This is a genomic window from Burkholderia sp. AW49-1, from assembly GCF_053427845.1.
The window spans coordinates 87,218-112,343 of record NZ_JBSAXF010000010.1; the positions used below are offsets into that span (position 1 = coordinate 87,218).

The 25,126-nt window shown below is 69.4% G+C and carries 25 protein-coding genes; 18 read left to right on the forward strand and 7 right to left on the reverse strand.

The features are described 5' to 3' along the window. The first annotated feature begins 458 nt into the window (after positions 1-458). Together ACV22W_RS17425 and rfaE2 are read left to right on the forward strand one after the other, a co-directional pair. Positions 459-1,337 carry a ferritin gene (locus ACV22W_RS17425; RefSeq protein WP_059451551.1) on the forward strand — a complete coding sequence of 293 codons (879 nt, stop codon included), beginning with the start codon at positions 459-461 and terminating at the stop codon, positions 1,335-1,337. Positions 1,338-1,499: 162 nt separating this feature from the next. Further along, positions 1,500-1,985, forward strand: a complete 486-nt coding sequence (rfaE2, locus tag ACV22W_RS17430; protein ID WP_448020715.1) for a D-glycero-beta-D-manno-heptose 1-phosphate adenylyltransferase — start codon at positions 1,500-1,502, stop codon at positions 1,983-1,985. Between the two features lie 16 nt (positions 1,986-2,001). Here rfaE2 and ACV22W_RS17435 read toward each other — a convergent pair whose 3' ends face one another. From ACV22W_RS17435 to ACV22W_RS17455, 5 genes are all read right to left on the reverse strand, one after another. Next, positions 2,002-2,244 carry a hypothetical protein gene (locus ACV22W_RS17435; protein WP_059511893.1) on the reverse strand — a complete coding sequence of 81 codons (243 nt, stop codon included), beginning with the start codon at positions 2,242-2,244 and terminating at the stop codon, positions 2,002-2,004. A 232-nt stretch (positions 2,245-2,476) separates the two neighbouring features. Then, a complete protein-coding gene (locus ACV22W_RS17440; RefSeq protein ID WP_448020716.1) occupies positions 2,477-3,265 on the reverse strand; it encodes a type III pantothenate kinase in 789 nt (262 codons plus the stop codon). Further along, positions 3,262-4,182 carry a biotin--[acetyl-CoA-carboxylase] ligase gene (locus tag ACV22W_RS17445; RefSeq protein WP_448020717.1) on the reverse strand — a complete coding sequence of 307 codons (921 nt, stop codon included), beginning with the start codon at positions 4,180-4,182 and terminating at the stop codon, positions 3,262-3,264. Before ACV22W_RS17445 ends, ACV22W_RS17440 begins: the two co-directional genes overlap by 4 nt. 287 nt (positions 4,183-4,469) lie before the next feature. Then, a complete protein-coding gene (locus tag ACV22W_RS17450) occupies positions 4,470-5,315 on the reverse strand; it encodes a tetratricopeptide repeat protein (protein ID WP_448020718.1) in 846 nt (281 codons plus the stop codon). A gap of 14 nt (positions 5,316-5,329) precedes the next feature. Then, entirely contained in the window at positions 5,330-7,393 is a 2,064-nt protein-coding gene (locus tag ACV22W_RS17455; RefSeq protein WP_448020719.1) for a bifunctional 2',3'-cyclic-nucleotide 2'-phosphodiesterase/3'-nucleotidase, read from the reverse strand. A 319-nt stretch (positions 7,394-7,712) separates the two neighbouring features. Here ACV22W_RS17455 and ACV22W_RS17460 point away from each other — a divergent pair, with 319 nt between their 5' ends. The 10 genes from ACV22W_RS17460 (at position 7,713) to ACV22W_RS17505 (ending at position 16,849) form a co-directional block, all read left to right on the forward strand. Continuing rightward, entirely contained in the window at positions 7,713-8,837 is a 1,125-nt protein-coding gene (locus ACV22W_RS17460) for an MlaE family ABC transporter permease (RefSeq protein WP_448020721.1), read from the forward strand. Then, complete coding sequence (locus ACV22W_RS17465; protein WP_448020722.1) at positions 8,834-9,778, forward strand: ABC transporter ATP-binding protein; 945 nt, start codon at positions 8,834-8,836, stop codon at positions 9,776-9,778. The genes ACV22W_RS17460 and ACV22W_RS17465 overlap by 4 nt, the downstream gene beginning before the upstream one ends. Before the next feature lie 27 nt (positions 9,779-9,805). After that, positions 9,806-10,741: an MlaD family protein gene (locus ACV22W_RS17470; protein ID WP_448020723.1), complete on the forward strand. Its 936-nt coding sequence runs from the start codon at positions 9,806-9,808 to the stop codon at positions 10,739-10,741. Between the two features lie 95 nt (positions 10,742-10,836). Next, a complete protein-coding gene (locus tag ACV22W_RS17475; RefSeq protein WP_448020725.1) occupies positions 10,837-11,460 on the forward strand; it encodes an ABC-type transport auxiliary lipoprotein family protein in 624 nt (207 codons plus the stop codon). Between the two features lie 19 nt (positions 11,461-11,479). Further along, the gene (locus tag ACV22W_RS17480; RefSeq protein WP_448020726.1) at positions 11,480-12,631 is read left to right on the forward strand and encodes a VanZ family protein; all 1,152 of its coding nucleotides are present in this window, start codon (positions 11,480-11,482) and stop codon (positions 12,629-12,631) included. 159 nt (positions 12,632-12,790) lie between these two features. Further along, positions 12,791-13,108, forward strand: coding sequence for a (2Fe-2S) ferredoxin domain-containing protein (locus ACV22W_RS17485; RefSeq protein ID WP_011694422.1), 318 nt, complete (start codon positions 12,791-12,793; stop codon positions 13,106-13,108). 13 nt (positions 13,109-13,121) lie between these two features. Further along, entirely contained in the window at positions 13,122-13,766 is a 645-nt protein-coding gene (locus ACV22W_RS17490) for an alpha/beta hydrolase (protein WP_448020728.1), read from the forward strand. Between the two features lie 483 nt (positions 13,767-14,249). After that, a complete protein-coding gene (locus tag ACV22W_RS17495) occupies positions 14,250-15,566 on the forward strand; it encodes a D-alanyl-D-alanine carboxypeptidase family protein (RefSeq protein ID WP_448020730.1) in 1,317 nt (438 codons plus the stop codon). Between the two features lie 48 nt (positions 15,567-15,614). Further along, on the forward strand, positions 15,615-16,541 hold the full coding sequence (locus ACV22W_RS17500) for a D-amino acid aminotransferase (protein ID WP_448020732.1): 927 nt from the start codon (positions 15,615-15,617) through the stop codon (positions 16,539-16,541). Next, on the forward strand, positions 16,541-16,849 hold the full coding sequence (locus ACV22W_RS17505; RefSeq protein WP_059524041.1) for an HP0495 family protein: 309 nt from the start codon (positions 16,541-16,543) through the stop codon (positions 16,847-16,849). Before ACV22W_RS17500 ends, ACV22W_RS17505 begins: the two co-directional genes overlap by 1 nt. Here the strand turns inward: ACV22W_RS17505 and ACV22W_RS17510 are convergent. Beyond that, positions 16,833-17,822, reverse strand: a complete 990-nt coding sequence (locus tag ACV22W_RS17510; RefSeq protein ID WP_448020734.1) for a transcriptional regulator GcvA — start codon at positions 17,820-17,822, stop codon at positions 16,833-16,835. The two genes, ACV22W_RS17505 and ACV22W_RS17510, sit on opposite strands and share 17 nt — an antisense overlap. A gap of 102 nt (positions 17,823-17,924) precedes the next feature. Here ACV22W_RS17510 and ACV22W_RS17515 point away from each other — a divergent pair, with 102 nt between their 5' ends. The 6 genes from ACV22W_RS17515 (at position 17,925) to ACV22W_RS17540 (ending at position 23,148) form a co-directional block, all read left to right on the forward strand. Further along, on the forward strand, positions 17,925-18,251 hold the full coding sequence (locus tag ACV22W_RS17515) for a DUF2917 domain-containing protein (RefSeq protein WP_059524043.1): 327 nt from the start codon (positions 17,925-17,927) through the stop codon (positions 18,249-18,251). A gap of 83 nt (positions 18,252-18,334) precedes the next feature. Then, positions 18,335-19,090, forward strand: coding sequence for a lipoyl(octanoyl) transferase LipB (gene lipB / locus ACV22W_RS17520; RefSeq protein ID WP_448020736.1), 756 nt, complete (start codon positions 18,335-18,337; stop codon positions 19,088-19,090). After that, positions 19,083-20,075 (forward strand): lipoyl synthase, encoded by a 993-nt coding sequence (gene lipA, locus ACV22W_RS17525; protein WP_448020738.1) that lies wholly within the window; start codon positions 19,083-19,085, stop codon positions 20,073-20,075. Before lipB ends, lipA begins: the two co-directional genes overlap by 8 nt. Before the next feature lie 257 nt (positions 20,076-20,332). Next, positions 20,333-21,349, forward strand: coding sequence for a taurine ABC transporter substrate-binding protein (gene tauA / locus ACV22W_RS17530; RefSeq protein ID WP_448020739.1), 1,017 nt, complete (start codon positions 20,333-20,335; stop codon positions 21,347-21,349). A gap of 48 nt (positions 21,350-21,397) precedes the next feature. After that, positions 21,398-22,195 carry a taurine ABC transporter ATP-binding protein gene (locus ACV22W_RS17535; protein WP_059524014.1) on the forward strand — a complete coding sequence of 266 codons (798 nt, stop codon included), beginning with the start codon at positions 21,398-21,400 and terminating at the stop codon, positions 22,193-22,195. After that, positions 22,195-23,148 (forward strand): ABC transporter permease subunit, encoded by a 954-nt coding sequence (locus ACV22W_RS17540; RefSeq protein WP_448020829.1) that lies wholly within the window; start codon positions 22,195-22,197, stop codon positions 23,146-23,148. The genes ACV22W_RS17535 and ACV22W_RS17540 overlap by 1 nt, the downstream gene beginning before the upstream one ends. Positions 23,149-23,191: 43 nt before the next feature. Here ACV22W_RS17540 and ggt read toward each other — a convergent pair whose 3' ends face one another. Then, positions 23,192-25,075 carry a gamma-glutamyltransferase gene (ggt, locus tag ACV22W_RS17545; RefSeq protein WP_448020741.1) on the reverse strand — a complete coding sequence of 628 codons (1,884 nt, stop codon included), beginning with the start codon at positions 25,073-25,075 and terminating at the stop codon, positions 23,192-23,194. Positions 25,076-25,126 lie beyond the last annotated feature (51 nt).

A 25,126-nucleotide genomic window follows, 5' to 3' on the forward strand; every position in this document is an offset into this window, starting at 1 on the left:
TGAACCTTACATCTCGGTTGCGTTTTCGCGACGGCCGCCCCGCGACCGATCGCCGCACCGTCGTTGGCGGCGCGCGACCGGTTCCACGTCTCGGAACCGTCATGCGCGCGTGCTATCATGGCCGCCGCCGTATACACCATATCGAGCAGCCCGCCGGTCCGGCGGTCGCACGGGAACCCTTCCGGGAACCGCGCGGCGCCGGGCGGGCTCGCCACCGAGCCGGCCTGCGCCGGCCCCCACATCAGGCACGCGCGGCCGGTTCCGTTCGAGCGGAGCGGGGTCGCGGCGTGCTTCAAGGCGGCGGCGCGGCCGCCCGGCTACCGGCGCGGAATCTGCGTCCGGCGGCTGGATACACGCGTAAAATTAAAGTCTTGGCTGCAAAAGGCGCGCTAGCGCGCCGACGCGGCAACAGTCACGTTTAGAGAAGTCGCATTGCGCAGAACAGGGGTGGGACCATCATGAACACCATGCTTTATCCGGAACTTTACAGGTCGCTCGAAGCTGTCCGCTGGGACATGGAGAAGGACATTCCGTGGGACAAGTTCGACGCTTCGCTGCTCACCGACGAGCAGGCGAAGACGATCAAGATGAACGCGATCACCGAATGGTCGGCGCTGCCCGCGACGGAGATGTTCCTGCGCGACAACCAGCACGACAGCGACTTTTCCGCGTTCATGAGCGTGTGGTTCTTCGAGGAGCAGAAGCATTCGCTCGTGCTGATGGAATACCTGCGCCGCTTCCGGCCGGAAATGGTGCCGACCGAAGAGGAACTGCACGCGGTGCGCTTCGAGTTCGATCCGGCGCCGCCGCTCGAGACGCTGATGCTGCACTTCTGCGGCGAGATTCGCCTGAACCACTGGTATCGCTGCGCGGCCGACTGGCACACCGAGCCGGTCATCAAGCACATCTACGAAACGATTTCGCGCGATGAAGCGCGCCATGGCGGTGCATACCTGCGCTACATGAAGAAGGCGCTGAACAATTGCGGCGACGTCGCGCGCGCGGCGTTCGCGAAAATCGGCGTGTTGATGGCGTCGGCGCGCCGCACCGAGAAGCCGCTGCACCCGACCAACCTGCACGTGAACCAGGCCCTGTTCCCGCGCGACACCGTGCAGTCGCGCCTGCCCGATCCGGAATGGCTCGAGCGCTGGCTCGACGAGCAGATTCGCTTCGACGGCGAGTGGGAAAAGAAGGTCGTCGAGCGGATCCTGCATAACCTGTCGATCCTGTTCGAGCGCACCTTCGCGACCGCCCAGGAGCTGAACCGCTACCGCAAGGAAGTCACCGGCCGCCTGCAGTCCGAAAGCGGCCCGTCGTCGGCCGCGCAACCGGCCTGAGGCCGCGCGGCATCGCAGCCGGCGTGAAGCGCCGCCGGTCGCGATCGCCGCACTGTATTCCCGCATGAAGCCCGCCCGGCCATCCGGCGGGCTTTTTGTCTGGCGCCGCCGTGTTCCGTCGCGACGTGCACCGCGCGCCGCTCACGCCATCCGAAATTCATCATGTCCGCTACCTTCGAACGCAAGCTGATCACCCGCGACGCCCTCGTTGCCCTGCGCGCTTCGCTGCCGTCGCCCGTCGTGTTCACGAACGGCGTGTTCGACATCCTGCACCGTGGCCACGTCACGTATCTCGCCGATGCGAAGGCGCTCGGCGCGTGCCTGATCGTCGGCGTGAACAGCGATGCGTCGGTGCGCATGCTCGGCAAGGGTGACGACCGTCCGATCAACCGCGAGGAAGACCGGATGGCGTTGCTCGCGGCGCTGGAAAGCGTCGACTGGGTCGTGAAATTCGAGGAAAAGACGCCGGTGTCGCTGATCGAGGCCGTCCGTCCGGACGTCCTCGTGAAGGGCGGCGACTACGACATGGACGCGCTGCCGGAATCGGCCATCGTGCGCGGCTGGGGCGGGCGTGCGCTCGCGATTCCGTTCGAGCACGATCGCTCGACCACCGCGCTGCTGAAGAAGGTGCGCGCGCAGCAGTCCTGATGCGGGCTCCGCGCCGTCAGGGCGCGGATGCCGCGAGCGGCTCGGCCGTTACGGCCGGCGCGCCGATCGGACCGCCGATCACGGGCTGATCGCTCGCCTGCGCGAGCGGCATTGCATGCAACGCATCGGGCCGAACCTGCCGGGACAGCACGCCCGGTTCGCGCGGGCCGGCCGCCGGCAGCGGCCCGAACACGCCGCGCACGGCGACGAACGCAAGCAGGTTCGCGAGAATGAGAACAGCGATCAGCCAGCGCAGCATCGTCGACACTCCTCGTCGTGGTTCAGTCGTTCAACCGTTCGGTCGGGCCGGCCGCACGGCACGCGCGGTCGTTGCCGCCGGCGATCGTGCGCATCGGGCGGGCCCCGCATGCATGTGCGGCCGGCTGTCTGCACGGGCGCACGCGCCGGCGCCCGTTTTCCATCCCCACCGTGACGAAGTCCACACTCGGGCCTCCGTCGACGTGGCCGGCGCAATGCCGACCGGTTTTTCGTCAATTCTGCGCCGCCGCTTCCGCGGCGATCAACGCAAGCCCCGACAGAATCAGCGCGTCGTGCCGCGTATGCGGCAGTGTCAGCGCGCGCGCGACGTCGTCCGCCGCACCGCCTGCCAGCACGAGTCGCACGGGTGCCTGCCACGCATCGGCGAGATCGCGCCATGCGCGCTCGATCAGCCCCGCTTGCGCGTAGAGGCAGCCCGCCGACAGCGAGCGCGGCGTATCGACCTGGAACGGCTCGGCCTGCGTGCCCGCGAGCAGCCCGCTCGCGATGTCGGTGGTCAGCGTCGGCAACTGCGCGGTGTGCGTGCCGAGCGCGCGCATCATCAGTGCCCAGCCCGGCGCGATCAGCCCGCCGGTGAAACGGCCGTCCGCGCGCAACGCTTCGAGGGTCGTCGCGGTGCCGAACGTCGCGATCAGCAGATGCTCGCCCGGAAACGCCGCCCGTGCCCCGATCAGACCGGCCCAGCGATCGCTGCCGAGCTGCTCGGGCGTCGTATAGCCGTTCGTCACGCCGCATTGCGCGGGCCGCGAGCGGATCGTCGTGCGCGCCAGGCCCGGCCAACGGGCATCGAGCAGCGCGTCGAGCCGCGCGGCCACGTCGGCGCCCGCGACGTTCGAGATCCATGCGCCGCGCGGACGCGGCAGGGCCGACCAGTCGGGATCGGCACCGCCGTCGCGCGTATGGCCGAACGCGCCGGTGTCGACGAGCGTGCGCTGCGCGTCGGCGAGCGCCCACTTGATCCGGCTGTTGCCGGCGTCGATCAGCAGATGCGGTTCGTTCATTGCGCTTCGCGCAGCGATACGTCGCCGGCCGCGATCGCCTGGATGCCGTCGGGCGTGTCGAGCAGCAGCTGGCCGGTCGCGTCGATGCCCGTCGCGATGCCGCGCACGCGTTCGACGCCCTGTTCGAGCAGCACGACTTCGCGCCCCGCGTATGCGTGCAGCGCGTGCCAGCGCGGCAGGAACGGCGCGAGCCCGTCGGTGCCGAACTGCGCGAGTGCGGGCGTGAGCGCGTTCAGCGCCGCGGCGAGCGTATCGGTGAGGTTCGCCGATGCGCACGCGGCCGACAGCGCCGCCGGCGGCAGCCCGCTCGCGAGCGTCGCTTCGCGCGCGCGCAGCGCATCGACCTGCGCGGCGACGGCTTCCGCGCCGCGCACGTTGATGCCGAAGCCGATCACGACGGCGGTCGCGTCGGCGGTGGTCCAGACGGTTTCGATCAGGATCCCGGCAAGCTTGCCGACGATGCGCGACGTGCCGTCGCCGGCGGTCGTCAGCAGCAGGTCGTTCGGCCATTTGAGCGCGACGCGCGTGCGGGCGTCGAGCGGCAGCGTGGCGAGCCCTTCCGCGAGCGCGACGCCGATCGCGATGCTGAGGCCGCCGAGCGCGTCGACGGGGCGCGGCACGATGCAGCCGACCGAGCACAGCAGCGCGTTGCCGGGCTGCGCGAACCAGGGACGGCCTTGCCGGCCGCGGCCCGCCGTCTGCTCGAACGCGACGCGCACGAGCGGCGCGGGCAGCGCGTTCGCGGTGCGCGGCAGCGCCTTGAGGCGCGTCGCGACGTCGGCGTTGGTCGAGCCGGTGGCGGCGACGATGTCGAGCGGCCACGCGCGCGGCGCGGCGTCCAGGTGGGCCTCGAGCCGGTTGCGCGCGATGTGCGCGTCGCCGGAATCGGGCGCGTCGGAGGAGGTGGGGGCGTTCATGGCGCCTATTGTAGCGACAGGGGGCCGTGCGTGACGGGCGGCGCGCACGACGGGCGAGGCCGGGGCGGCGGCCCGCACGCGACCTGCGCAAAGCCGCCGCCCGCGCGGCTTGATGCTTCTCGAGCTGCACCAGCGCTTTGACGCCCCCTTCGGACGTTTTCGCGGGCAAGCAGCGTCCTGCCCTTCAGGGCCGGCGTGGCGGGCCGATTCCCGTTGCGGGCGGTCGATGCGCGGGGCGTCAGCTCGCTCCGCCGCCGCGCGTTCGTGCCTGCGCGGCCGACGCACCGTCACGGCGCGACGACCGGATGCTTCAACGCATGCGCGGTCTCGATCCACTGCGCGTGGAACTCGTCCGCGTCGGGCTTGAGCCCCAGCTCGCCGTTGCGATACGCCATCGCGAGGGTCTGCACGGCCTCCGGCAGCTCATGTTCCGCGGCACGGCGATACAGCGCGAGCGCGCGCGCTTCGTCGCGCGGCACGCCGCTGCCTTCGCGGTACGCGTTCGCGAGCATGAAGTCCGCGGCCGGGATGTCCGCGCGCGACGCGATCCCGAACCAGTGCGCGGCCTGCACCGGGTCGGCTGCGATGCCGTAGCCGCTGCGATAGATCAGCCCGAGGTAATACGCGGCGGCCGGATCGCCGTGGCCGGCCGCTTCGCCGAGCAGCGTGCGGGCGCGTGCGTAGTCCTTCGGGAGGTCGCCGCTGCCGAGCAACAGCGCCTTGCCGAGCGCCAGCTGCGCACGCCGCGCGGCCGGCGTGTCGGCTTTCGGGTCCGCCTGCGCGGCGGTTTCGAGCCAGCCGCGTCCCTCGTCGCGCAGCCCCGGCTCGCGCGCATCGACGAGCGCGATGCCGAGCGCCGCCTGCGCGTCGCCCGAGCCGCGCCGCGCGAGGGTGCGCAATTGCGCGAGCGCGTGAGGCTCGACGGCCTGCGCGACCATCGCCTGCCATTCGTCGAGCTGCGCGGCGCTCGGCGCGGGGCCGGCGGCGCGCCAGCCCGTCGCCGCGACGACGGCCGCAACGGTCACGGCCGCCGCCGCGAGCAGCGCGGCCGGCGGGAGTTTCGCGCGCAGCAGGCGCCGCGCGGCGGCGGCGAAGCCGGCCTCGGCGGGCCGCATCGCCCGGATCGGTTGCATCGCAGGTCTCGTGGTCATTGCGTGAGGTCGATCTCGTAGATGGCGAGGTTCTTGCCCGAGCCGTCGTCGGCCGCGACCTGCGTGAGGCCGGTCAGGCCGGCTGCCGCCGCGTCGCCGAGCCGGTTCGGCGCGGACGTGAACTGCACGTGCGCGACCGAGCCCGCCAGCTTCGTGAAGCGCCAGCTGCGCTGCGCGCCGTCCGCCGCGCGCGTGATCGCGCCGCGCTTCTTGATGAACGCGATCAGCACGTCGCGGTTCGCGTCGGGCGACGCGAAGATCGTCTTGCTGCCGTCGAGGCCCGGGAAGTTGCCGCCGCCGCTCGCGCGGTAGTTGTTGGTCGCGACGATGAACTGCGCGTTCGGGTCGATCGGCGCGCCCTTGTACGTCAGGTTCCTGATCCGGCTGCCGACCGGCTGCGTGACGTCGATCTCGTACGCCAGATCCGCTGACGTGAACATGTCGAAGTTGTAGCCGGGGAAGCTGCTGACGAGCGGCTGCACGGTCGCCTTGGTCGGATCGATCGTGTTGAAGCGCTTCGCGGCCGTCTCGAGCCAGTTCTTCACGTCGCTGCCGCTCACCTTCACCGCGTACACGGTGTTCGGATACAGGTACAGGTCGGCCGCGTTGTTGATCGCGAGGGCGCCGGGCGCGACGTCCGTGTAGTCGCTGCCGCCGCCGAAGCCGCTCTTGAACGGCGCGCTGACCGACAGCACCGGCAGCGACGCGTATTGCGGCAGGTTCGCCTGCACGTAGGTCTTCACGTAATCGGCCTGCGCCTCGTTGACGATCTGGATCGCGCCCGGATCGCCGACGTCCGCGAAGTACGAGTTCATCCGGTAGTCGGTCGAGCCGATCGGCGTCTTCACGTAGTCGATCGTCGCCTGGTGTTCGGCGGCGATCGCGGCGGACACCGACGGATCGGCGGCGACGTAGCTCTTGTCCGCGTTCTGGATCGGCCGCGCCTCGACTGTCGTCTGCGACTTGTCGACGCTCCACGTCTTGCCGTCGAACGTCAGGCCGAGCTTGATCACGCCGAGATGCTTGCCCCAGTAGTTGGCCATCACGGTCGGCACGCCGTTGACGGTGCCCTTCGCCTTGTCGACGCCCGGCAGGTTGAACTGCGCCACGGTGCTGTTCGCGTCCGGGAACACCTGGTGCGAGTGGCCGATCAGCATCGCGTCGATGCCGGGCACCGTCGACAGCCACCAGCTGCCGTTTTCCATGGTCGGCGAATACGCGGCATTGTCGAGGCCGCCGTGCGAGATCGCGACGACGAGATCGGCGCCCTTCGCGCGCATCTCCGGAATGTACTTCTCGGCCGCTTCCTTCAGGCCGGTCGTGTAGACCTTGCCGTCGAGCCAGCGCTTGTCCCAGCTCATGATCGCGGGCGGCGTGAAGCCGATGATGCCGATCTTCACCGGCGCGCTGACGGTCTTGCCGTCGGGCGCGACGGCGGTCACGGTGCGGGTCAGGATCGTGTACGGCGTGAACAGCGGCGCGTTGGTCCGCGCGCTGATCACGTTCGCGAGCACCTGCGGGAAGTTCGGGCCCGCGCACTTCTTCTGCTGCGCGGGGGCTGGCAGCCCGTCGACGTCGAACGTGTTGCCGGTCACCTGCGACAGGTACGGCAGCCCGTAGTTGAACTCGTGGTTGCCGATCCCGCCGCCGTCGAACTTCGCCGCGTTCATCACCTTGTAGATCGCGAGCGTCTGGTCGCAGCCGATCGGGTTCACGAGCGCCTGGTAATCCGACAGCGCGGTGCCCTGGATCGTGTCGCCGTTGTCGAGCAGCAGCGTGTTCGGGTACTGCGCGCGCGCCTGCGCGATCAGCGTCGACACGCGCTCGAAGCCGAGCGACTTGTCGGTGGCGAGCTTGAAATAGTCGTACGACAGCACGTTGGTGTGCAGGTCGGTCGTTTCGAGCAGCGCGAGCGTGGCCGTCGTGCCGGCGGGCGCCTGCGTCTGCGACGACGGCGGAGCGGTGACGTCGTCGCCGCCGCAACCGGCGAGGGCGACGGCGAGGCTGGCGAGCGCGGCGGCGGCGGTCACGCGGCGGCGGGAAAGCGGGGGGAGACGCATCGATTGTCCTGTTTGGTGTTCTGTTCTATGAATCGCGAGGAGCGCAGCGAAATGGCGGCGCGGGCGCCGACGGCCTGACGTGCGGCGCGTGAGAGTATCGAAAGGAAACGTGACGGAAGAATGAAAGGTCGCGTGCCCGGCACGCCGTTGCGGCGGCGAACGCCGCGCCATGGCGGGCCGGGCGCCCTCGACGGAGCGCCTCTGGCCCGGCGTCGGCGCCGGGCGCGCCCGGCTGCGCGCCCCGGCGGCAATCCTCACGTCGCGGCGCCGGACGGTTCGATACAATGGCCGCTGTCATCCTTTTGCAAACAACCCGCCCTTGGACTTCGACACACCTCCCGGCCTGTCGGTCGACGCCGGCGGCCAGGGCCAGACGGTGCGCCTGACCGGCCAGTGGACCGCGCTCGCGCTCGCGCGCAATCGCGGCGAGGTCGCGCGCCGCATCGCGGGCATCGCGTCCGGGCGCGTGAACGAATGGGATCTGTCCGGCATCGAGCGGCTCGACCACGTCGGCGGCCAGGCACTGTGGCGCGTATGGGGCCGCAAGCTGCCGGCCGGCGTCGAGCTGACCGCCACGCAGCGCACGATCTTCGAGCGGATCGAACGCCTCGACAGCCAGCGCGAGGCGCCCGAGCCCGTCGTGCGCTTCGATCCCGTCACGCGCCTCGGCCAGGCGATCTTCGCGTTCGGCGAACACCTGCAGGGCGGCATCGCGATGTTCGGCCTCGTGATCCTCGACGCGCTGTCGGTGCTGCGCCGGCCGCAGACGATGCCGTGGAAGGAAACCTCGGCGAACATCTACAGCGCCGGCGCGCAGGCGCTGCCGATCACCGCGCTGGTCGCATTCCTGATCGGCATCGTGCTCAGCTATCTGTCCGCGCAGCAGTTGCAGATGTTCGGCGCGAACCGCTACATCGTGAACATCCTCGGGCTGTCGGTGATTCGCGAACTCGGGCCCGTGCTGTCGGCGATCCTCGTCGCGGGCCGCTCGGGCTCGGCGATCACCGCGCAGATCGGCGTGATGCGCGTGACCGAGGAGCTCGACGCGATGCGCGTGATGGGCATTCCGCACGGGCTGCGGCTGATCCTGCCGCGCGTGCTCGCGCTCGGCGTCGCGATGCCGCTGCTGGTGATGTGGACCAACATCGTCGCGCTGACGGGCGGCGCGCTCGCCGCGAAGTTCGTGCTCGGGATCGACGTCAACTATTTCGTGCGCTCGCTGCCGGGCGTCGTGCCGATCGCGAACCTGTACATCGGCCTCGGCAAGGGCGTCGTGTTCGGCATGCTGATCGCGCTGGTCGCATGTCATTTCGGCTTCAGGATCAAGGCGAACTCGCAGAGCCTCGGCGAAGGCACGACGACGTCGGTCGTGTCGTCGATCACGGTCGTGATCCTCGCCGACGCGGTGTTCGCGATACTGTTCCAGAACGTGGGGCTCGGATGAACGCGTCGAAAGAACCGGCGGCCGGTGCCGTGCCGGCCGATGCCGCCAGCGCACATGCCGCGGCAGTCGGCGCGGGCACGGTCGGCACGCCGCCGGCGCCGGCCGCGCACGGCGGCGACCTCGTGATCGAGGTGCGCAACCTGACGAAGCGCTACGGGCGCAACATCATTCACCAGAAGCTCGATTTCGACGTGCGGCGCGGCGAGATCGTCGCGATCGTCGGTGGCTCGGGCTCGGGCAAGACGACGCTCGTGCGGCAGATCCTCGGCCTCGAGCGGCCGACGTCGGGCACGATCAAGGTGTTCGGCGAAGACACGTCGAAGATCGACGACGCGAGCGCGCGGACGATGCGCACGCGTTCGGGGATGCTGTTCCAGCAGGGCGCGCTGTTCTCGTCGATGACGGTGTTCGACAACGTCGCGCAGCCGCTGCGCGAGCTCGGCCGCGTACCGCCCGACTTGCTGCACGACATCGTGATGCTGAAGCTCGAGATGGTCGGGCTGCCGTGCAAGCACGCGTCGAAGATGCCGGCCGCGCTGTCGGGCGGGATGGTGAAGCGGGTCGGCATCGCGCGCGCGATCGCGCTCGAGCCCGAGCTGCTGTTCCTCGACGAGCCGACCGCGGGCCTCGACCCACAGGCGTCCGACGAATTCGTCGAGCTGATCGCGACGCTGCACCGCACGCTCGGGCTGACCGTCGTGATGGTGACGCACGATCTCGACACGATGGTCGCGTTGTCGACGCGCGTCGCGGTGCTGGCCGATCGCAAGGTGCTGGTCGCGGCGCCGGTCGAGGAGGCCGCGAACGTCGACCATCCGTTCATCCACGAATATTTCCTGGGGCTGCGCGGGCGCCGCGCACTGCAGGCGCTGCCGCCCGAGCGGCGCGCGAAGCTGCCGAAGGCGGCCCTCGAACCGGCGCTGTCGAGCGTCGACTTGTAGGAAAGGCAAGAAGCAAGGAACCCGCGAATGGAAAACAAATCTCATGCGTTCTGGGCCGGCCTGTTCACGATCGCGCTGACGCTGGCGATCGCGGGCGCCGTGTTCTGGTTCAACGTCGACCGCACCGTGCGCGTGCCGTACGACCTGCTCGCGCGCACCAACGTGACGGGCCTGTTCCCCGATGCGGCCGTGCGCTTTCGCGGCCTCGACGTCGGCAAGGTGCAGTCGATCGGCTTCGACCGCTCGCATCCGGGCCAGATCCGGATCCGGATCCTCGTCGACCACGACGCGCCGATCACGCAGTCGACCTACGGCAGCCTCGGCTTCCAGGGCGTGACGGGCATCGCGTTCGTGCAGCTCGAGGACACGGGCCGCGACCTGGCGCCGCTGCCGTCGTCGCCGAAGGCGATCGCGCAGATCCCGATGCGGCCGAGCCTGTTCGACCAGATCCAGGAGCGCGGCGACGTGCTGCTGCGGCAGCTCGAACTGGCGGCGAAAAGCGCGAACGCGCTGATGTCGCCGGAGATGCGCGAGCAGTTGCGCGCGACGGCCGAAAGCCTGCAGCACGCGGCGGACGGCGCGACGACGCTGTCGAAGCAGCTCGCGCCGGCGGTGGCCGCGCTGCCGGAAACGATGCACCAGGTCGATCGCGCGATGGCGTCGGCGAACACGCTGCTGCAGCCGAACGGGCCGCTCGTGTCGAACCTGAACAAGGCAGGCTCGGCGGCCGAGCAGGTCGGCGTCGCGCTGAACGACCTGAACGCGCGGGTCCAGTACGACACGCTGCCGCGGTTCAACGCACTGGCCGGCAGCGTTGGCGATGCGTCGCGGCAATTGAAGGACGTCGCCGGTGAACTCGGCCGCAACCCGAGCAGTCTGTTGTTCGGTTCGCCCGGCTCCGCGCCCGGCCCCGGCGAAGCGGGCTTCGTCTGGCCGGGGGCAGGGGCCGCCGCCGGGAAATGAAGCAGATCGCCAGCCCATCGACGTCGATCGACCGGCCCTGGGCCAGACCGGGCCACGACGCCATCGAAACCGGAAACATCATGCAGGAACATGCCATGCCACGAATCCTTGATCGCGCGCTGCGTCCCGCCGCGACCGCGCTCGCGATGCTGACGCTCGTGTTCGCCGCCGGCTGCGCCGGCAACGGCGCGGCGCTGTCGAACGTCCGCTACGACCTCGGGCCGGCCGGATCGACCGTCACGGCCGGCACGGGCCCCGCGCTGAAGGTGCTCGACGTCGCCGCGCCCGACGCGCTCGACACGGACAAGTTCGTCTACCGCCTCGCGTATGCGGATGCGCAGCGCACGGCCGTCTATCGCGACAGCCGCTGGACCGCGCCGCCCGCGCAACTGCTCACGCAGCGGCTGCGCGGCGCGCTGTCGTCGCGCGGCGCGGTGCTCGAAGGCTCCGACGGCGTGCGCGCGCCGACGCTGAAGGTCGACCTGAACGAATTCGAGCAGGTGTTCGACGGGCAGTCGCAGAGCCACGGCGCGGTCACCGCGCGCGCGACGCTGATGCAGGACGGCAAGGTGCTCGGCCAGCGCACGTTCGTCGCGCGCGCGCCGTCGAGCACGCCCGACGCGGCCGGCGGCGCGCGCGCGCTCGCGGCCGCGAGCGACGAGCTCGTGTCGCAGATCGCCGCGTGGGTCGGCGTGCAGGCGTACGCGGGCAACCCGTGACGCACCGCGCGCAGCCGCGATGAGCGCGCCGGGCACGTCGCGCGCGTCGTCGCTGGCGCGGCAGGCGTTCGCCGCGTATGCGGCGCTCATCGTCTATGCATCGCTGTATCCGTTCGACGGCTGGGTATCGCTCGGCATCGGGCCGTTCGACTATCTGTTCGCGCCGATGCAGCGTTATGTGACCGCGTTCGACGTGGTCACCAACGTGCTCGGCTACATGCCGTTCGGCGCACTCGGCGTGCTCGCGCTGCATCCGCGCTGGCGCGGCGTGGCCGCGACGCTGATCGTGGGCGGCCTCGGCGTGCTGCTGTCGGGATCGATGGAGGCGCTGCAGACCTACCTGCCGACGCGCGTCGCGTCGAATCTCGATCTCGCGGCCAACGCGCTTGGTGCGCTGCTGGGCGCGGCGCTCGCGGCACCGGCCACCGGCGCGCTGCTCGACCGCGGCGCATTGCGCCGGCTGCGCTTCGCGTGGTTCGAGACCGACGGCGCGACACCGCTGCTGCTCGCCGGGCTGTGGCCGTTCGCGATCCTGTTTCCGTCGCCGTTCCTGTTCGGTATCGGCGACTGGCCGGCCGCGCTGTGGGAGCGCGCCGACGGCTCGATGCAGGACGCGCTGCTCGCATGGCTGCCGGCCGCGTGGCGCGTGAGCGAATGGCCCGAGCGCGTCGACGGCTGGCTGTCCGACTCCGCGTGGGAAGCCGCGCTCGGCGGGTTGATGCTGTTCGCCGCGCTGGCGATCGCGTCGCTCGCGATGCGCGCCCGCGCGCCGCGCGTGCGGCTCCTGATCGCGTTCGTCGCCGCGACGCTCGCGCTGAAGGCGGCCGCGACCTTCATGCAGTCGAGCACCGGCCTCGTCGTCGTGTGGGCGACGCCCGGCGCGCGGCTCGGCATCGAGCTCGGCTTCGCGGCGGCGCTGCTCGCATTGCGCGTGCCGGCCGCGTGGCGTGCGCTGCTCGCGGCGCTCGCGCTGCTGGCCGGTGTGGCGCTCGTCAACCTGCTGCCCGTCAACCCGTTCTTCGACTTCACGCTGTCGGGCTGGCGGCAGGGCCGCTACGTGCACTTCAACAGCATCGCGCGCTGGCTGGCGTGGATCTGGCCCTACGCGGCGCTGATCTGGCTCGGCCAGCGGGTCGAGCACGCGTGGCTGCCGGCCGCGCGGCGGCGCTGACGCGGCGGGAGAGGCAACGGGGCGGCGCGGCCGCGCCTCGCGTGGGTCCCGGGCAGCCGCGTGCGCCGGTCGCTATAATCGTCCGCACATCCGTTGCCGCGCGCAACGGCAATCGCCCCTCTTTCCGCCCGGCGCCGCGCCGGGCCGCACGTCACCATCATGGATTCCTACTACCAGCACCACGTCTTCTTCTGCCTGAACCAGCGCGAACCGGGCGCCGAGCGCCCGAGCTGCGCGCAATGCGACGCGCAGACCATGCAGGAGTACGCGAAAAAGCGCGTGAAGGAACTCGGCCTCGCGGGGCCGGGCAAGGTGCGCATCAACAAGGCCGGCTGCCTCGACCGCTGCGAGGAAGGGCCGGTGATGGTCGTGTATCCGGAAGGCACGTGGTACACGTACGTCGACCAGGCCGACATCGACGAGATCGTCGAATCGCACCTGCGCGACGGCAAGGTCGTCGACCGCCTGAAGATCTGAGCGGGCCGGCCGAATGAACGTTCATACGCAGAAGTCGCTGATCCCCGGCCCGGTCGGGCAGATCGAGATCGCGGTCGACGTGCCCGACGCCGTGCGCGAAGGCGGCGCCGCGCCGCGCGGCATCGCGCTCGTCGCGCACCCGCATCCGCTGTTCGGCGGCACGATGGACAACAAGGTCGCGCAAACGCTCGCGCGCACGCTGGTCCAGCTCGACTACGTGGTGTACCGGTCGAACTTCCGCGGCGTCGGCGCGACCGAGGGCGTGCACGACAACGGCGTCGGCGAGGCCGACGACCTGCTCGCCGTGCTCGCGCACATGCGCGCGCAGCCCGCCTATGCGGACCTGCCGCTCGTGCTCGCGGGCTTCTCGTTCGGCACCTTCGTGCTGTCGCACGTCGCGAAGCGGTTGCGTGACGCGGGCGAGACGATCGAGCGGATGGTGTTCGTCGGCACGGCCGCGAGCCGCTGGCAGGTCGCCGACGTGCCGGAGAACACGCTCGTGATCCACGGCGAAACCGACGACACGGTGCCGATCGGATCGGTCTACGACTGGGCGCGGCCGCAGGAACTGCCGGTCGTCGTGATCCCCGGTGCCGAGCATTTCCTGCATCGCAAGCTGCACGTGCTGAAGCGCATCATCGTCGACGCGTGGCGCTGATCCGCTGAACACGGCGTGCGGCGCCGCTGCCGCACGACCGCGATGTCGCCGCGCGCGACATCGCGCCGCATCGTGTTCCGACACGATCGCACATGCCCGCTCCAGCGCGGCGCAACCCGGCTTGCACGGCGCCTGCGCACGCCTTTCGCGCGGCTTCGAGCACGATTCTCCACAGCGAAGCCGCGCTATCCTCCCGAAGCCTGTGTGTGGCCACCTGAGCCCTGGTTCGCGAAAACGCCGTTCGCGGCCACGTATAATGGCCGCATTTCGCGTCGCCCGCGGCCCGGCCGGGCCCATGCGGCGCTCGTTTCGCCGCCTGTCCGCCCGCTCGCGACGGCCGCGAACCGAACGCGTCCGCACGAGTCCAACCGGCGCGTTTCGCGCCGTCCGACGCAGTCGGACGAATGCCGGAACGCTCGCCGCCTTGCCGTTCAACCCCTGCGCGTTTCGCGCCGCACTTTCTGCCACCAGCCTGAATCGATCATGCGTCTGTCTCCCCAAGGCCTCAAGTCCCTCGCTTCTTCCATCGCCTTCGGCACCGCCGCGCGCAACGTCGCGCTGGGCGTGATGCTGCCCGTCGCACTCGCGTCGACGATCGTCGTCGCCGAGGCGAAGCCGGCCGCCAAGGCCAAGGCCGCGCATGCCGCGCCGGCCGCCGCCACCGAGCAGTTCACCGGCGCGCCCGCGACCTTCATGCCGGGCGCGGTGCCGCCGCCGGGCGTGAACGCGCGCTCGTGGGTGCTCGTCGATGCGACGAGCAACACCGTGCTCGCATCGGGCAACGCGGACGAACGCGTCGAGCCCGCGTCGCTGACGAAGCTGATGACGGCCTACCTGGTGTTCGAAGCGCTCGACAAGAAGAAGATCTCGATGGAGCAGATCGTCACGCCGAGCGTAGCGGTGCGCCGTGTCGGCACCGACGAGTCGCGCATGTTCATCGAGGCGAACAAGCCGGTGTCGGTGCACGACCTCGTGTACGGGATGATCATCCAGTCGGGCAACGACGCCGCGATCGCGCTGGCCGAACTGGTCGGCGGCAGCGAAGGGCAGTTCGTCACGCTGATGAACGACGAGGCGGCGCGCCTCGGCATGAAGGGCACGCACTTCGCCGACGTGAACGGCATGCCCGACCCGAACCACTACACGACGGCCGGCGACCTCGCGAAGCTGTCCGCGCACCTGATCCGCGATTTTCCGCAGTACTACAGCATCTTCTCGGAGAAGGAATTCAAGTACAACAACATCCGCCAGGGCAACCGCAACCGCCTGCTGTGGCTGGATCCGACGGTCGACGGCCTGAAGACGGGCCATACGCAAGCGGCCGGCTATTGCCTGATCGCGTCGGCCAAGCGCGCGATCCCGGGTGTCGACAGCCAGCGCCGTCTCGTGTCGGTGATGATGGGCGAGCAGAAGGAAGGCGAGCGCACGCAGGACAGCATGAAGATGCTGAACTACGGTTATAGCGCGTTCGACGCGGTGCGCCTGTTCAAGGGCGGCCAGGCGATGTCGACCCCGCGCATCTACAAGGGCAAGGAAAACACCGTGCAGGTCGGCGTGAAGGGCGACCAGTGGGTGACCGTGCCGCGCGGCCTGGGCGACAAGGTGAAGCCGGAAGTCGAGGTCAACGCGCCGCTGATCGCGCCGCTCGCGGAAGGCCAGCAGGTCGGTACCGTGAAGATCGTCGCCGACGGCAAGACGCTGTCGGAGTTCCCGGTCGTCGCGCTGCAGGCGGTGCCGGAAGCGGGTATCTTCGGTCGTATCTGGGACTCGATCCTGCTGATGTTCAGCAAGAAGAAGTAAGCACGACGGGCCTTTGTTTTCACGACTTCATCCCCACCTGGTATAGCCATGAGCCAAGCCGAATTCGAACCGATCGTCTACCTCAGCGTGTCGTCGCAGGAGGAGCTGGGGCCGCTGTCGCAAGCCCGGGTCCCGGTGCTCGACCGCGGGTTCATCTTCGGCGATGGCGTGTATGAAGTCGTCCCCGTTTATGCGCACGACGGCGCGCACGTGCCGTTCCGGATCGAACAGCATCTGGAGCGGCTCGCGCGCAGCCTGAAGAAGATCGGCATCGACGATCCGCATGACGCGGCCGGCTGGCGCGCGCTGATCGAGCGCGTGGTCGCCGCGAACGCGGAAGGCCTCGGCGACGGCAATGCGCTCGTCTACCTGCAGGTGACGCGCGGCGTCGCGAAGCGCGGCCATGCGTTCCCGGCGAACGCGGTGCCGACGGTGTTCGCGATGACGAGCCCGCTGCGCCTGCCGTCGGACGAGGAGCGCGCGCGGGGCGTGCGCTGCGTGACGGCCGAGGATCGTCGCTGGCTGCATTGCGACATCAAGTCGATTTCGCTGCTCGGCAACGTGCTGATGGCGCAGCATGCGGCCGAACGCGATGCGTTCGAGACGATTCAGCTGCGCGACGACAACGTGACCGAAGGTTCGTCGTCGAACGTATGGATCGTGAAGAACGGCGAGCTGATGGCGCCGCCGCGCAGCAACAGGATCCTCGAAGGGATCCGCTACGCGCTGGTCGAGCAGCTGGCCGAGGAATGCGGCATTCGGTTCGTCGCGCGCGAAATCAGCGAGGTCGAGCTGCGCTCGGCGGACGAGATCATGATCACGTCGGCCACGAAAGAGATTTTGCCCGTCACGTCGCTCGACGATCTGCCCGTGCAGGGCGGCAAGCCGGGCCCCGTGTTCGCAGCGTTGTACGACGCGTACCAGCGTGCGAAGGCACGCGAGTTTGAACAGTTTGACCTAACCCGGAGAAAATGATGAGCGAACCGACCAAAACCATCGAGGTCACCGGCGCGATCGATACCCGGAAGGAGTCGCTGCTGGAGTTTCCGTGCGATTTCCCGATCAAGATCATGGGCAAGGCGCACCCGGAATTCAAGGACACGATCTTCAAGGTCGTGGCCGTCCACGACAACGAGATCGACGTCGAGAAGATCGAGGAACGTGCATCGAGCGGCGGCAACTACACCGGCCTCACGATCACCGTGCGCGCGACGAGCCAGGAACAGCTCGACACCATCTACCGTGCACTGACCGGCCATCCGATGGTCAAGGTCGTGCTCTGAGCGCCGTTCTCCATCCTCCTTCCTGCGCGCACTCGGCGGGGGTCTTCCCCGCCGCGCGCCGCGCGTCCAGCTCGTCGCACAGCAGCTTGTATTCGGCGACTTCCTGAAGCAGCCAGGTCCTGAACGCCTGCACGCGCGGCGTGTTCAGGAGCGGCGGCGGACACACGAAAAAATAGTGCCACGGGCTCTGCCCGTCGATGTCGAACAGGCGCACGAGGCGCCCGTCCAGCAGGTCGTGCACCGCGAGCGAGCGGCGCACCAGCGCAATACCCTGGCCGTCGATCGCGGCCAGCAGCAGGTTCGACGAATCCTGGTACAGAATCCCCCGTTTCGGCTCGGTCAGCGTATCGAGCCCGGCCGCGTCGAACCACGGCCGCCACAGCTCGTCGTCCGAGCGCAGCAGGTTGTAGTGCACGAGATCGGCGGGTGTCTGCGGTAGCTTGCCGCCGTTGAGCGTCGGCGAGCATGCCGGAAAGAACACCTCCTCGAACAGCGGTTCGACATGCAGCCCGGGATAGCTGCCGGAGCCGAAGCGGATCGCGAGGTCGACGTCGTCGCGCGCGAAATCGGTGAGCGAGTTGGTCGACTGCAGCTCGACGTCGATTTCCGGATGCCGCTCGATGAACGTGCCAATGCGCGGCGTGATGAAGCGCGCGGCGAACGACGACAGCATCGACACCACCAGCCGTCGCCCGCGGTCGCTTGCGCGCACCTCGCGCGTCGCGTCGGCGATCACCATCAGCGCGGTGCGGACCTGCTGCGCGTAGCGCATGCCGGCGTCGGTCAGGCACAGCCGCTTGCCGTTGCGCGCGAACAGCTGCACGCCGAGCTCTTCCTCGAGCGCGCGAACCTGGTGGCTGACCGCGCCGTGCGTGACGTACAGCTCGTCGGCGGCGCGGGAGAAATTCTCGTGGCGGGCGGCGGCTTCGAACGCGCGAATCGCGTTCAGCGCAGGCAGCTGGCGGAGGTCCATTTGCTAATTTTCCTCACATCGACGTGAAAATTGGTCGTTTTGTCGGACGCCTTGAAGTGACTACGATTGTAGCCATCGAAGCATTTATTGGCGGAGACGATCATGCAAGAAATTTCTTCAAGCATCACGTTCGAAATTCCCGCGGGCGAAACCGTGCCGATGAAGGTGCAGCGCAGCACCCGTCTGACGGTGCAGTGCGGGCCGGTGTGGGCGACGCGCAGCAATGACGTCGAAGACTACTTCCTGGTCGACGGCGAGACGCTCCGGCTGCGCCGCGGCGAGCGGCTGTGGCTCAGCGCGGAAGGCCGGCAGGGCGCGCATGTCGCGTTCTCGGTGTCGCGGCCGGCCGGGGAGATCGCGCGCGGCGCGCTCGCACGGCTGCGCGATCGCGTGAATGCGCTGCTCCACGACGGCTGGCGCACCGTCTGACGGGCCTTTCCTCCGACGGATACGCGCGATCCGTCCCCTTCCATAGCCGGCGAGACGCATGGGTTTTCGGTAAACTACCGCCCATGTCCGTCTCGCCGGTTGCCATCGTGTCCACGCCTGTCGCTGTTTCCGAATCGCCCGCCGGGTCTCCGGTTCAGCCCGTCGCGCCGGTCACCGTGCGCTGGCGGGGCAGCGAGGCCTACGAGACGAGCTTCGACGCGATGCGCGCGTTCACCGACACGCGCACGACCGACACCGGCGACGAAATCTGGGTCGTCGAGCATCCGCCCGTCTACACGCTCGGCCAGGCCGGCGATCCGGCCCATCTGCTCGTTGCCGACAGCGGCGTGCCGCTGGTGAAGGTCGACCGCGGCGGACAAATCACCTACCACGGCCCCGGCCAGATCGTCGTCTACCTGCTGCTGGACCTGCGCCGGCGCAAGCTGATGGTGCGCACGCTCGTGACGAAGATCGAGGAAGCCGTGATCGAAACCCTCGCGGCGTATAATCTCGCTTCGGTCCGCAAGGCGGGCGCGCCGGGAATCTACGTGGCATCCGGCGTGCACGAAGGCGCGAAGATCGCGGCCCTCGGCCTGAAGATCCGCAACGGCTGCAGCTATCACGGGCTGAGCCTGAACGTGAAGATGGATCTGCGCCCGTTTCTCGCGATCAACCCGTGCGGCTATGCCGGACTGGAAACCGTCGACATGGCGAGCCTCGAGGTTGCCGCCGACTGGAACGACGTCGCCCACACGCTGGTGGGGCGTCTGATCGCCAACCTCGACGGCGAATCCGCGGCCGCCGACAAGCCGCAGGCACTGGAACATTCGAATGACTGACGTTACCGCTTCCCCCGCACCGGCCGATTCGGCCGCGACCCCGGCCTACGATCCGACCGCCAAGCAGAAGGCGCAGGCGAAGACGGCGCGCATCCCGATCAAGGTCATTCCGATCGAGAAGCTGAAGAAGCCGGAATGGATCCGCGTGAAGGCGGCCACCGGCAGTTCGCGCTTCAACGAGATCAAGACGATCCTGCGCGAGCACAACCTGCATACCGTGTGCGAGGAAGCGAGCTGCCCGAACATCGGCGAATGCTTCGGCAAGGGCACCGCGACGTTCATGATCATGGGCGACAAGTGCACGCGCCGCTGCCCGTTCTGCGACGTCGGCCACGGCCGTCCCGATCCGCTCGACGCGGACGAACCGAAGAACCTGGCCCGCACGATCGCCGCGCTGAAGCTCAAGTACGTGGTGATCACGAGCGTCGACCGCGACGACCTGCGCGACGGCGGCGCCGCCCACTTCGTCGAGTGCATCCGCGAAGTGCGCGCGCAGTCGCCGGAAACGCGCATCGAAATCCTGACGCCGGACTTCCGCGGCCGTCTCGACCGCGCGATCTCGATCCTGAACGCGGCACCGCCCGACGTGATGAACCACAACCTCGAAACGGTGCCGCGCCTGTACAAGGAAGCGCGCCCGGGTTCGGACTACGCGCACTCGCTGAAGCTGCTGAAGGACTTCAAGGCGCAGCATCCGGACGTGGCGACGAAGTCGGGCCTGATGGTCGGCCTCGGCGAGACCGAAGAGGAAATCCTGCAGGTGATGCGCGACCTGCGCGCGCACGACGTCGACATGCTGACGATCGGCCAGTACCTGCAGCCGTCCGAGCACCACCTGCCGGTGCGTGCGTACGTGCATCCGGACACGTTCAAGATGTACGAGGAAGAGGCATACAAGATGGGCTTCACGCACGCGGCCGTCGGCGCGATGGTGCGGTCGAGCTATCACGCCGATCTGCAGGCGCACGGGGCCGGGGTGGTCTGAGCGCCGCGTTCGCGCAACAGCCTCACATCTCATGCAGTTGAAGAAGCCCGCAGCGATGCGGGCTTTTTCGTTGGTGCGGCCGCCGCCTGCGCGTTCGCACGACAATCGCCATCCGACCGGACGCGCGTTCCGGTGGAACGTGGAAAGCAAAGCTGAAACGGCATCGATAGCTTCGCAGGATAAGTTCGCTCCCGCCGCGCGCAAAGCTCGTAAAGTCGGCTCTCCCGCAGCAATGCCCGCATTCGAAGGAGAGCCGCATGTCCCGTTTCAGCTTCGTCCGCCGCGCCGTCGTCGCGCTGACCGCCTTTGCCGCGCTGGGCGCGGCGCACGCCGAATCGCGCGAAGTCGTGATCGCGTACCAGGACATGGTCGTGCCGTGGCGCTACGCGCAGGCGAGCGGTGAAGTCGAAAAGGCGACCGGCTACAAGGTCACGTTCCGCAAGCTCGACAGCGGCGCCGACGTGATCCGCGCGCTCGCGTCGGGCTCCGTGCAGCTCGGCGAGGCCGGGTCGAGCCCGATCGCGGCCGGCCTGTCGCAGGGGCTCGACATCTCGCTGTTCTGGGTGCTCGACAACATCAACGACGCCGAGGCGCTCGTCGCGCGCAACGGCTCGGGCGTGACCAGCCTCGCCGCGCTGAAGGGCAGGAAGATCGGCGTGCCGTTCGTGTCGACGTCGCATTTCCATACGCTCGTCGCGCTGCAGGCCGCCGGCGTGAATCCGAACGACGTGAAGATCGTCAACCTGCGTCCGCCCGAGGTCGCGGCCGCGTGGACGCGCGGCGACATCGACGCGACCTACATCTGGGATCCGGTGCTCGCGAAGGTCAAGCAGTCGGGCACGGTGCTGACGACGTCGGGCCAGGTCGGGAAGCAAAGCGGCAAGGCGACCTTCGACGGCTTCGTCGTGAGCCGCAAGTTCGCGCGCGAGAACCCCGAGTTCGTCGCGCGCTTCGTGAAGGTGCTTGCGTCCGCCGATGCCGATTACCGCGCGCATGCGGCCGCGTGGAAGGCCGGTTCGCCGCAGGTCGCGGCGGTCGCGAAGGTGTCGGGCGCGAACGTGCAGGACGTGCCCGCGAGCCTCGCGCTCTACGCGTTCCCGACGCCGGCCGAGCAAGCGTCGCCGACCTGGCTCGGCGGCGGTGCGCAGTCCGGCGCCGCGAAGTCGCTCGCGGCCACCGCCGCGTTCCTGAAATCGCAGGGCACGATCCAGACGGTGCTCGCCGACTACTCGGTCGGCGTCGATCCGCAGTTCGTGCAGAAGGCCGCGCGCTGAGCGCGGCGCATCAGGCGACTCAGGCCACTCATCGCGGAGCCCTCGATCATGAGCACGCTGGAAGTCCGTCAGGTATCGGTCGCCTATCCGGGCGAACGCGGTCGGCCGACGACGCAGGCGCTCGCGCGCGTCGACCTGCGCATCGATTCCGGTGAATTCGTCGTCGCGCTCGGCGCGTCCGGGTGCGGGAAGACGACGCTGCTGAACTGCATGGCCGGCTTCGTCGCGCCGACGACGGGCGACGTGCGCGTCGACGGCGTGCCGGTCGCGGGCCCCGGCGCCGATCGCGGCGTCGTGTTCCAGAAATATGCGTTGCTGCCATGGCTCGACGTGCTCGAGAACGTCGCGCTCGGGCTGCGCTTCGCGCGCGTGTCGAAGGCGGAGCGCGAAGCGCGCGCGACGGAGATGCTCGCGCTCGTCGGCCTCGAGCGCCATGCGCATGCGCGCGTGTACGAACTGTCGGGCGGGATGCAGCAGCGCGTCGGCATCGCGCGTGCGCTCGCGAGCGACCCGCGTGTGCTGTTGATGGACGAGCCGATGGGCGCGCTCGACGCGATGACGCGCGGCACGATGCAGGCGCTCGTCCTCGACGTATGGGCGCGCACGGGCAAGACGGTGTTCTTCATCACGCACGACGTCGAGGAGGCGCTGTTCCTCGCGACGCGTCTCGTCGTGATGACGCCCGGCCCCGGCCGCATCGCGGAGACTTTCGAGCTGCCGTTCGCGCGGCGCTACGTCGAATCGCGCGATGCGCGCGCGGTGAAGTCGTCCCCGGAATTCATCGCATGGCGCGAGCGGCTGATCGCGTATCTGCATCGCGACGAGGCGGTCGCGGAGGTCACGTGATGCACGAGTTCGCGCGGCAGGGCGCGTCCGCGGGGCGCGGGCGGATCAGTACTTTGCACAGGCAGGACGACATGAGCACGCAGGATTCCTGGGCGGCCGATCGAGCGGCCGGGAGGGTCGAGCAGGACGAGCGCACGACGCGGCGCAAGGCGGCGCGGCCGTCGCGCCGCTACCGCTTGCCAGGCCAGGGAAAAACCGCAGGGCTCAGCGCGGCGACGGTCGCGGCGCTGGCCGTGCTGTGGTGGAGCGCGACGCATTGGCAGTGGTTGCCGCCGCTGTTCCTGCCCGCGCCGGAAGCGGTGTGGGCGGCATTCGTCGATGCGTGGCACGGCCGCATCCAGGGCGGCCTGCCGCTGTCCGAGCATCTGCTGTGGAGCGCCGCGCGCGTGTTCGGCGCATTCCTGCTCGCCACCGCGATCGGCGTGCCGGCCGGCGTCCTGATGGGCGTGAGCCGTGTCGCGCGCGGCGTGCTCGATCCGCTGCTGGAGTTCTACCGGCCGCTGCCGCCGCTGGCGTACCTGCCGCTCGTCGTGATCTGGTTCGGCATCGACGAGACGGCGAAGCTGGTCGTGATCTTCCTCGCGTGCTTCGCGCCGATCGCAATGGCCGCCCGTGCGGGCGTGCGCGCGGCGACGGTCGAGCAGATCAACGCCGCATATTCGCTCGGCGGCAGCTTCGCGCAGATCGTGCGCCACGTCGTGCTGCCGGCCGCGCTGCCGGAAATCCTCACCGGCCTGCGGATCGCGATCGGGTTCGGCTGGACGACGCTCGTCGCGGCCGAGATGGTCGCCGCCACGGCCGGGCTCGGGCAGATGGTGCTCAATGCGTCGAGCTTCCTGCGCACCGATATCGTCGTGATGGGCATCCTGATCATCGGCGCGATCGCGTGGCTGTTCGATCTCGCGATGCGCCGGGTCGAGCGGCGGATCGTGCCGTGGAAAGGGCGCGGATGACACGCAGCAGGCGGCGCATGCGCGCCGCCTCTGCCGGGTGCCTTCAATCCCCCATCGCGACCCCTTCCCGCCGCGGGTCGGCCCCGCCGAACCACACCGTCTGCCCCTGCACGTTCAGCCGCTGGATCCCCTGCAGTCCGGAATTCATCTCGACGACCTGCACGTCGTGCCCGCGTCCCTTCAGCCCGTCGACGAGCGCGTCCGACACGCGGCCGCGCTCGAGCTGCGTCGGCCCGTTCATCGACCCGACGTTCGGCAGCGCGATCGCCTGCTGCATCGTCATCCCCCAGTCCATCACGCCGACCAGCGTCTTCGCGACATGGTTGATGATCGCGGGGCCGCCGGCCGAGCCGACGATCATCGTCACCTGCTTCGTCTTCTTGTCGAACACGAGTTCCGGCGCCATCGACGAGCGCGGTCGCTTGCCCGGCTGCACGCGGTTCGCGACGGGCCGGCCGTTCTCGCTCGCCACGAACGAGAAATCGGTGAGCTGGTTGTTCAGCATGAAGCCGCGCACCATCATCCGCGAACCGAACGCGTCCTCGACGCTGGTCGTCATCGACAGCGCCTGGCCGTAGCGGTCGACGATCGCAATGTCGGACGTCGACGGCAATTCGGGGCTGCGGTCGTCGGCCAGTGCGAGCGTCGCGCCCTGCGGCGTGCCGGCCTGCGCGACGCCCATGCTCGTGTCGCCGATCAGGCGCGCGCGCTGCGCGAGATAGGTCCTGTCGGTGAGGCTCGCCCAGCTGCCGCCAGGCAGCGGCGCGAAATCGGGATCGGCGACGTAGCGCGCGCGGTCCGCATACGCGAGGCGCCCGGCCTCGCTGAACAGGTGCGCGGCGAACGGCGTCGGCTCGTAGCCGAGCTCGGTCCGCACCGGCTTCTGCGCGCCGATCTGCTGCCAGTCGGGCATCGCCTCGAGGATGCCGAGCATCTGCGCGATCGCGAGCCCGCCCGACGACGGCGGCGGCATCCCGCACACCACCGAGCGCCGGTAGTCGGCGCACAGCGGCTCGCGCACCTTCGCCTTGTAGCGTGCGAGATCCTGCAGCGTCAGCAGGCCCGGGTTGGTCGGGTGCTTGCGCACCTTCGCGACGATGTCGCGCGCGATCGTGCCGGTGTAGAACGCATTCGCGCCGCGGTCGGCGACCTGGCGCAGCACGGTCGCGAGCGCGGGGTTCTTCAGCACCGTGCCGGCCGCCTTCGGCGTGCCGTCGTTGTTGTAGAAGTACGCGCGCGCGGCCGGGTCGTTCATCAGGTACTTGTCGTTCGCGATCAGCATCGCCAGGCGCGGGCTGATCGTGAAGCCGTGCTCGGCGAGCCGGATCGCGGGCTGGAACAGCCGGCGCCACGGCAGCTTGCCGTGCGCGCGGTGCGCGGCGTCGAGCATGCGCAGCACGCCCGGCGTGCCGACCGAACGCCCGCCGACGACGCCTTCGTAGAAGCCCATCGGCTGGCCGGTCGGGCCGTAGAACAGGCGGTCGGTCGCGGCGGCCGGCGCGGTTTCGCGGCCGTCGTATGCCTGCGTCGTCTTGCCGTCGGAATACAGCATGAACGCGCCGCCGCCGAGCCCCGACGATTGCGGCTCGACGAGCGTGAGCACCATCTGCGTCGCGATCGCCGCGTCGATCGCCGTGCCGCCTGCCTTCAGCATGTCGTATCCGGCCTGCGTCGCGAGCGGGTTCGCGGCCGCGATCATGAAGTGCTGCGAGGTCCAGCCCGGCTTGTCGGTCCAGCCGGACGACCGTTCGGGCGCGTGAACGCCGGGCAGCGGCACCGCGGCGCCCGACGCGGCGGCAACCGGGACGACGCCGCCCGACGGCGCGGACGGGGACGTGCAGCCGGCGCTGAACGTGGCGAGCGCGACGAGCGTGAGCGCGGCGAAGGGCGTCCAGGGACGCGAATACGGACGAATCCGGTCGAACATTGAACCCTCGGCAACGGTGAATTCGAAGGCGGCGGCGTATGCGCGGCACGC

Excerpts from the sequence above, each read along its gene's own strand:
- ACV22W_RS17425 (WP_059451551.1), top strand. The coding sequence starts at position 459 with ATGAACACCATGCTTTATCCGGAACTTTACAGGTCGCTCGAAGCTGTC.
- rfaE2 (WP_448020715.1), top strand. The coding sequence starts at position 1,500 with ATGTCCGCTACCTTCGAACGCAAGCTGATCACCCGCGACGCCCTCGTT.
- ACV22W_RS17435 (WP_059511893.1), bottom strand. The coding sequence starts at position 2,244 with ATGCTGCGCTGGCTGATCGCTGTTCTCATTCTCGCGAACCTGCTTGCG.
- ACV22W_RS17440 (WP_448020716.1), bottom strand. The coding sequence starts at position 3,265 with ATGAACGAACCGCATCTGCTGATCGACGCCGGCAACAGCCGGATCAAG.
- ACV22W_RS17445 (WP_448020717.1), bottom strand. The coding sequence starts at position 4,182 with ATGAACGCCCCCACCTCCTCCGACGCGCCCGATTCCGGCGACGCGCAC.
- ACV22W_RS17450 (WP_448020718.1), bottom strand. The coding sequence starts at position 5,315 with ATGCAACCGATCCGGGCGATGCGGCCCGCCGAGGCCGGCTTCGCCGCC.
- ACV22W_RS17455 (WP_448020719.1), bottom strand. The coding sequence starts at position 7,393 with ATGCGTCTCCCCCCGCTTTCCCGCCGCCGCGTGACCGCCGCCGCCGCG.
- ACV22W_RS17465 (WP_448020722.1), top strand. The coding sequence starts at position 8,834 with ATGAACGCGTCGAAAGAACCGGCGGCCGGTGCCGTGCCGGCCGATGCC.
- ACV22W_RS17470 (WP_448020723.1), top strand. The coding sequence starts at position 9,806 with ATGGAAAACAAATCTCATGCGTTCTGGGCCGGCCTGTTCACGATCGCG.
- ACV22W_RS17475 (WP_448020725.1), top strand. The coding sequence starts at position 10,837 with ATGCCACGAATCCTTGATCGCGCGCTGCGTCCCGCCGCGACCGCGCTC.
- ACV22W_RS17480 (WP_448020726.1), top strand. The coding sequence starts at position 11,480 with ATGAGCGCGCCGGGCACGTCGCGCGCGTCGTCGCTGGCGCGGCAGGCG.
- ACV22W_RS17485 (WP_011694422.1), top strand. The coding sequence starts at position 12,791 with ATGGATTCCTACTACCAGCACCACGTCTTCTTCTGCCTGAACCAGCGC.
- ACV22W_RS17490 (WP_448020728.1), top strand. The coding sequence starts at position 13,122 with ATGAACGTTCATACGCAGAAGTCGCTGATCCCCGGCCCGGTCGGGCAG.
- ACV22W_RS17495 (WP_448020730.1), top strand. The coding sequence starts at position 14,250 with ATGCGTCTGTCTCCCCAAGGCCTCAAGTCCCTCGCTTCTTCCATCGCC.
- ACV22W_RS17500 (WP_448020732.1), top strand. The coding sequence starts at position 15,615 with ATGAGCCAAGCCGAATTCGAACCGATCGTCTACCTCAGCGTGTCGTCG.
- ACV22W_RS17505 (WP_059524041.1), top strand. The coding sequence starts at position 16,541 with ATGAGCGAACCGACCAAAACCATCGAGGTCACCGGCGCGATCGATACC.
- ACV22W_RS17510 (WP_448020734.1), bottom strand. The coding sequence starts at position 17,822 with ATGGACCTCCGCCAGCTGCCTGCGCTGAACGCGATTCGCGCGTTCGAA.
- ACV22W_RS17515 (WP_059524043.1), top strand. The coding sequence starts at position 17,925 with ATGCAAGAAATTTCTTCAAGCATCACGTTCGAAATTCCCGCGGGCGAA.
- lipB (WP_448020736.1), top strand. The coding sequence starts at position 18,335 with ATGTCCGTCTCGCCGGTTGCCATCGTGTCCACGCCTGTCGCTGTTTCC.
- lipA (WP_448020738.1), top strand. The coding sequence starts at position 19,083 with ATGACTGACGTTACCGCTTCCCCCGCACCGGCCGATTCGGCCGCGACC.
- tauA (WP_448020739.1), top strand. The coding sequence starts at position 20,333 with ATGTCCCGTTTCAGCTTCGTCCGCCGCGCCGTCGTCGCGCTGACCGCC.
- ACV22W_RS17535 (WP_059524014.1), top strand. The coding sequence starts at position 21,398 with ATGAGCACGCTGGAAGTCCGTCAGGTATCGGTCGCCTATCCGGGCGAA.
- ACV22W_RS17540 (WP_448020829.1), top strand. The coding sequence starts at position 22,195 with ATGCACGAGTTCGCGCGGCAGGGCGCGTCCGCGGGGCGCGGGCGGATC.
- ggt (WP_448020741.1), bottom strand. The coding sequence starts at position 25,075 with ATGTTCGACCGGATTCGTCCGTATTCGCGTCCCTGGACGCCCTTCGCC.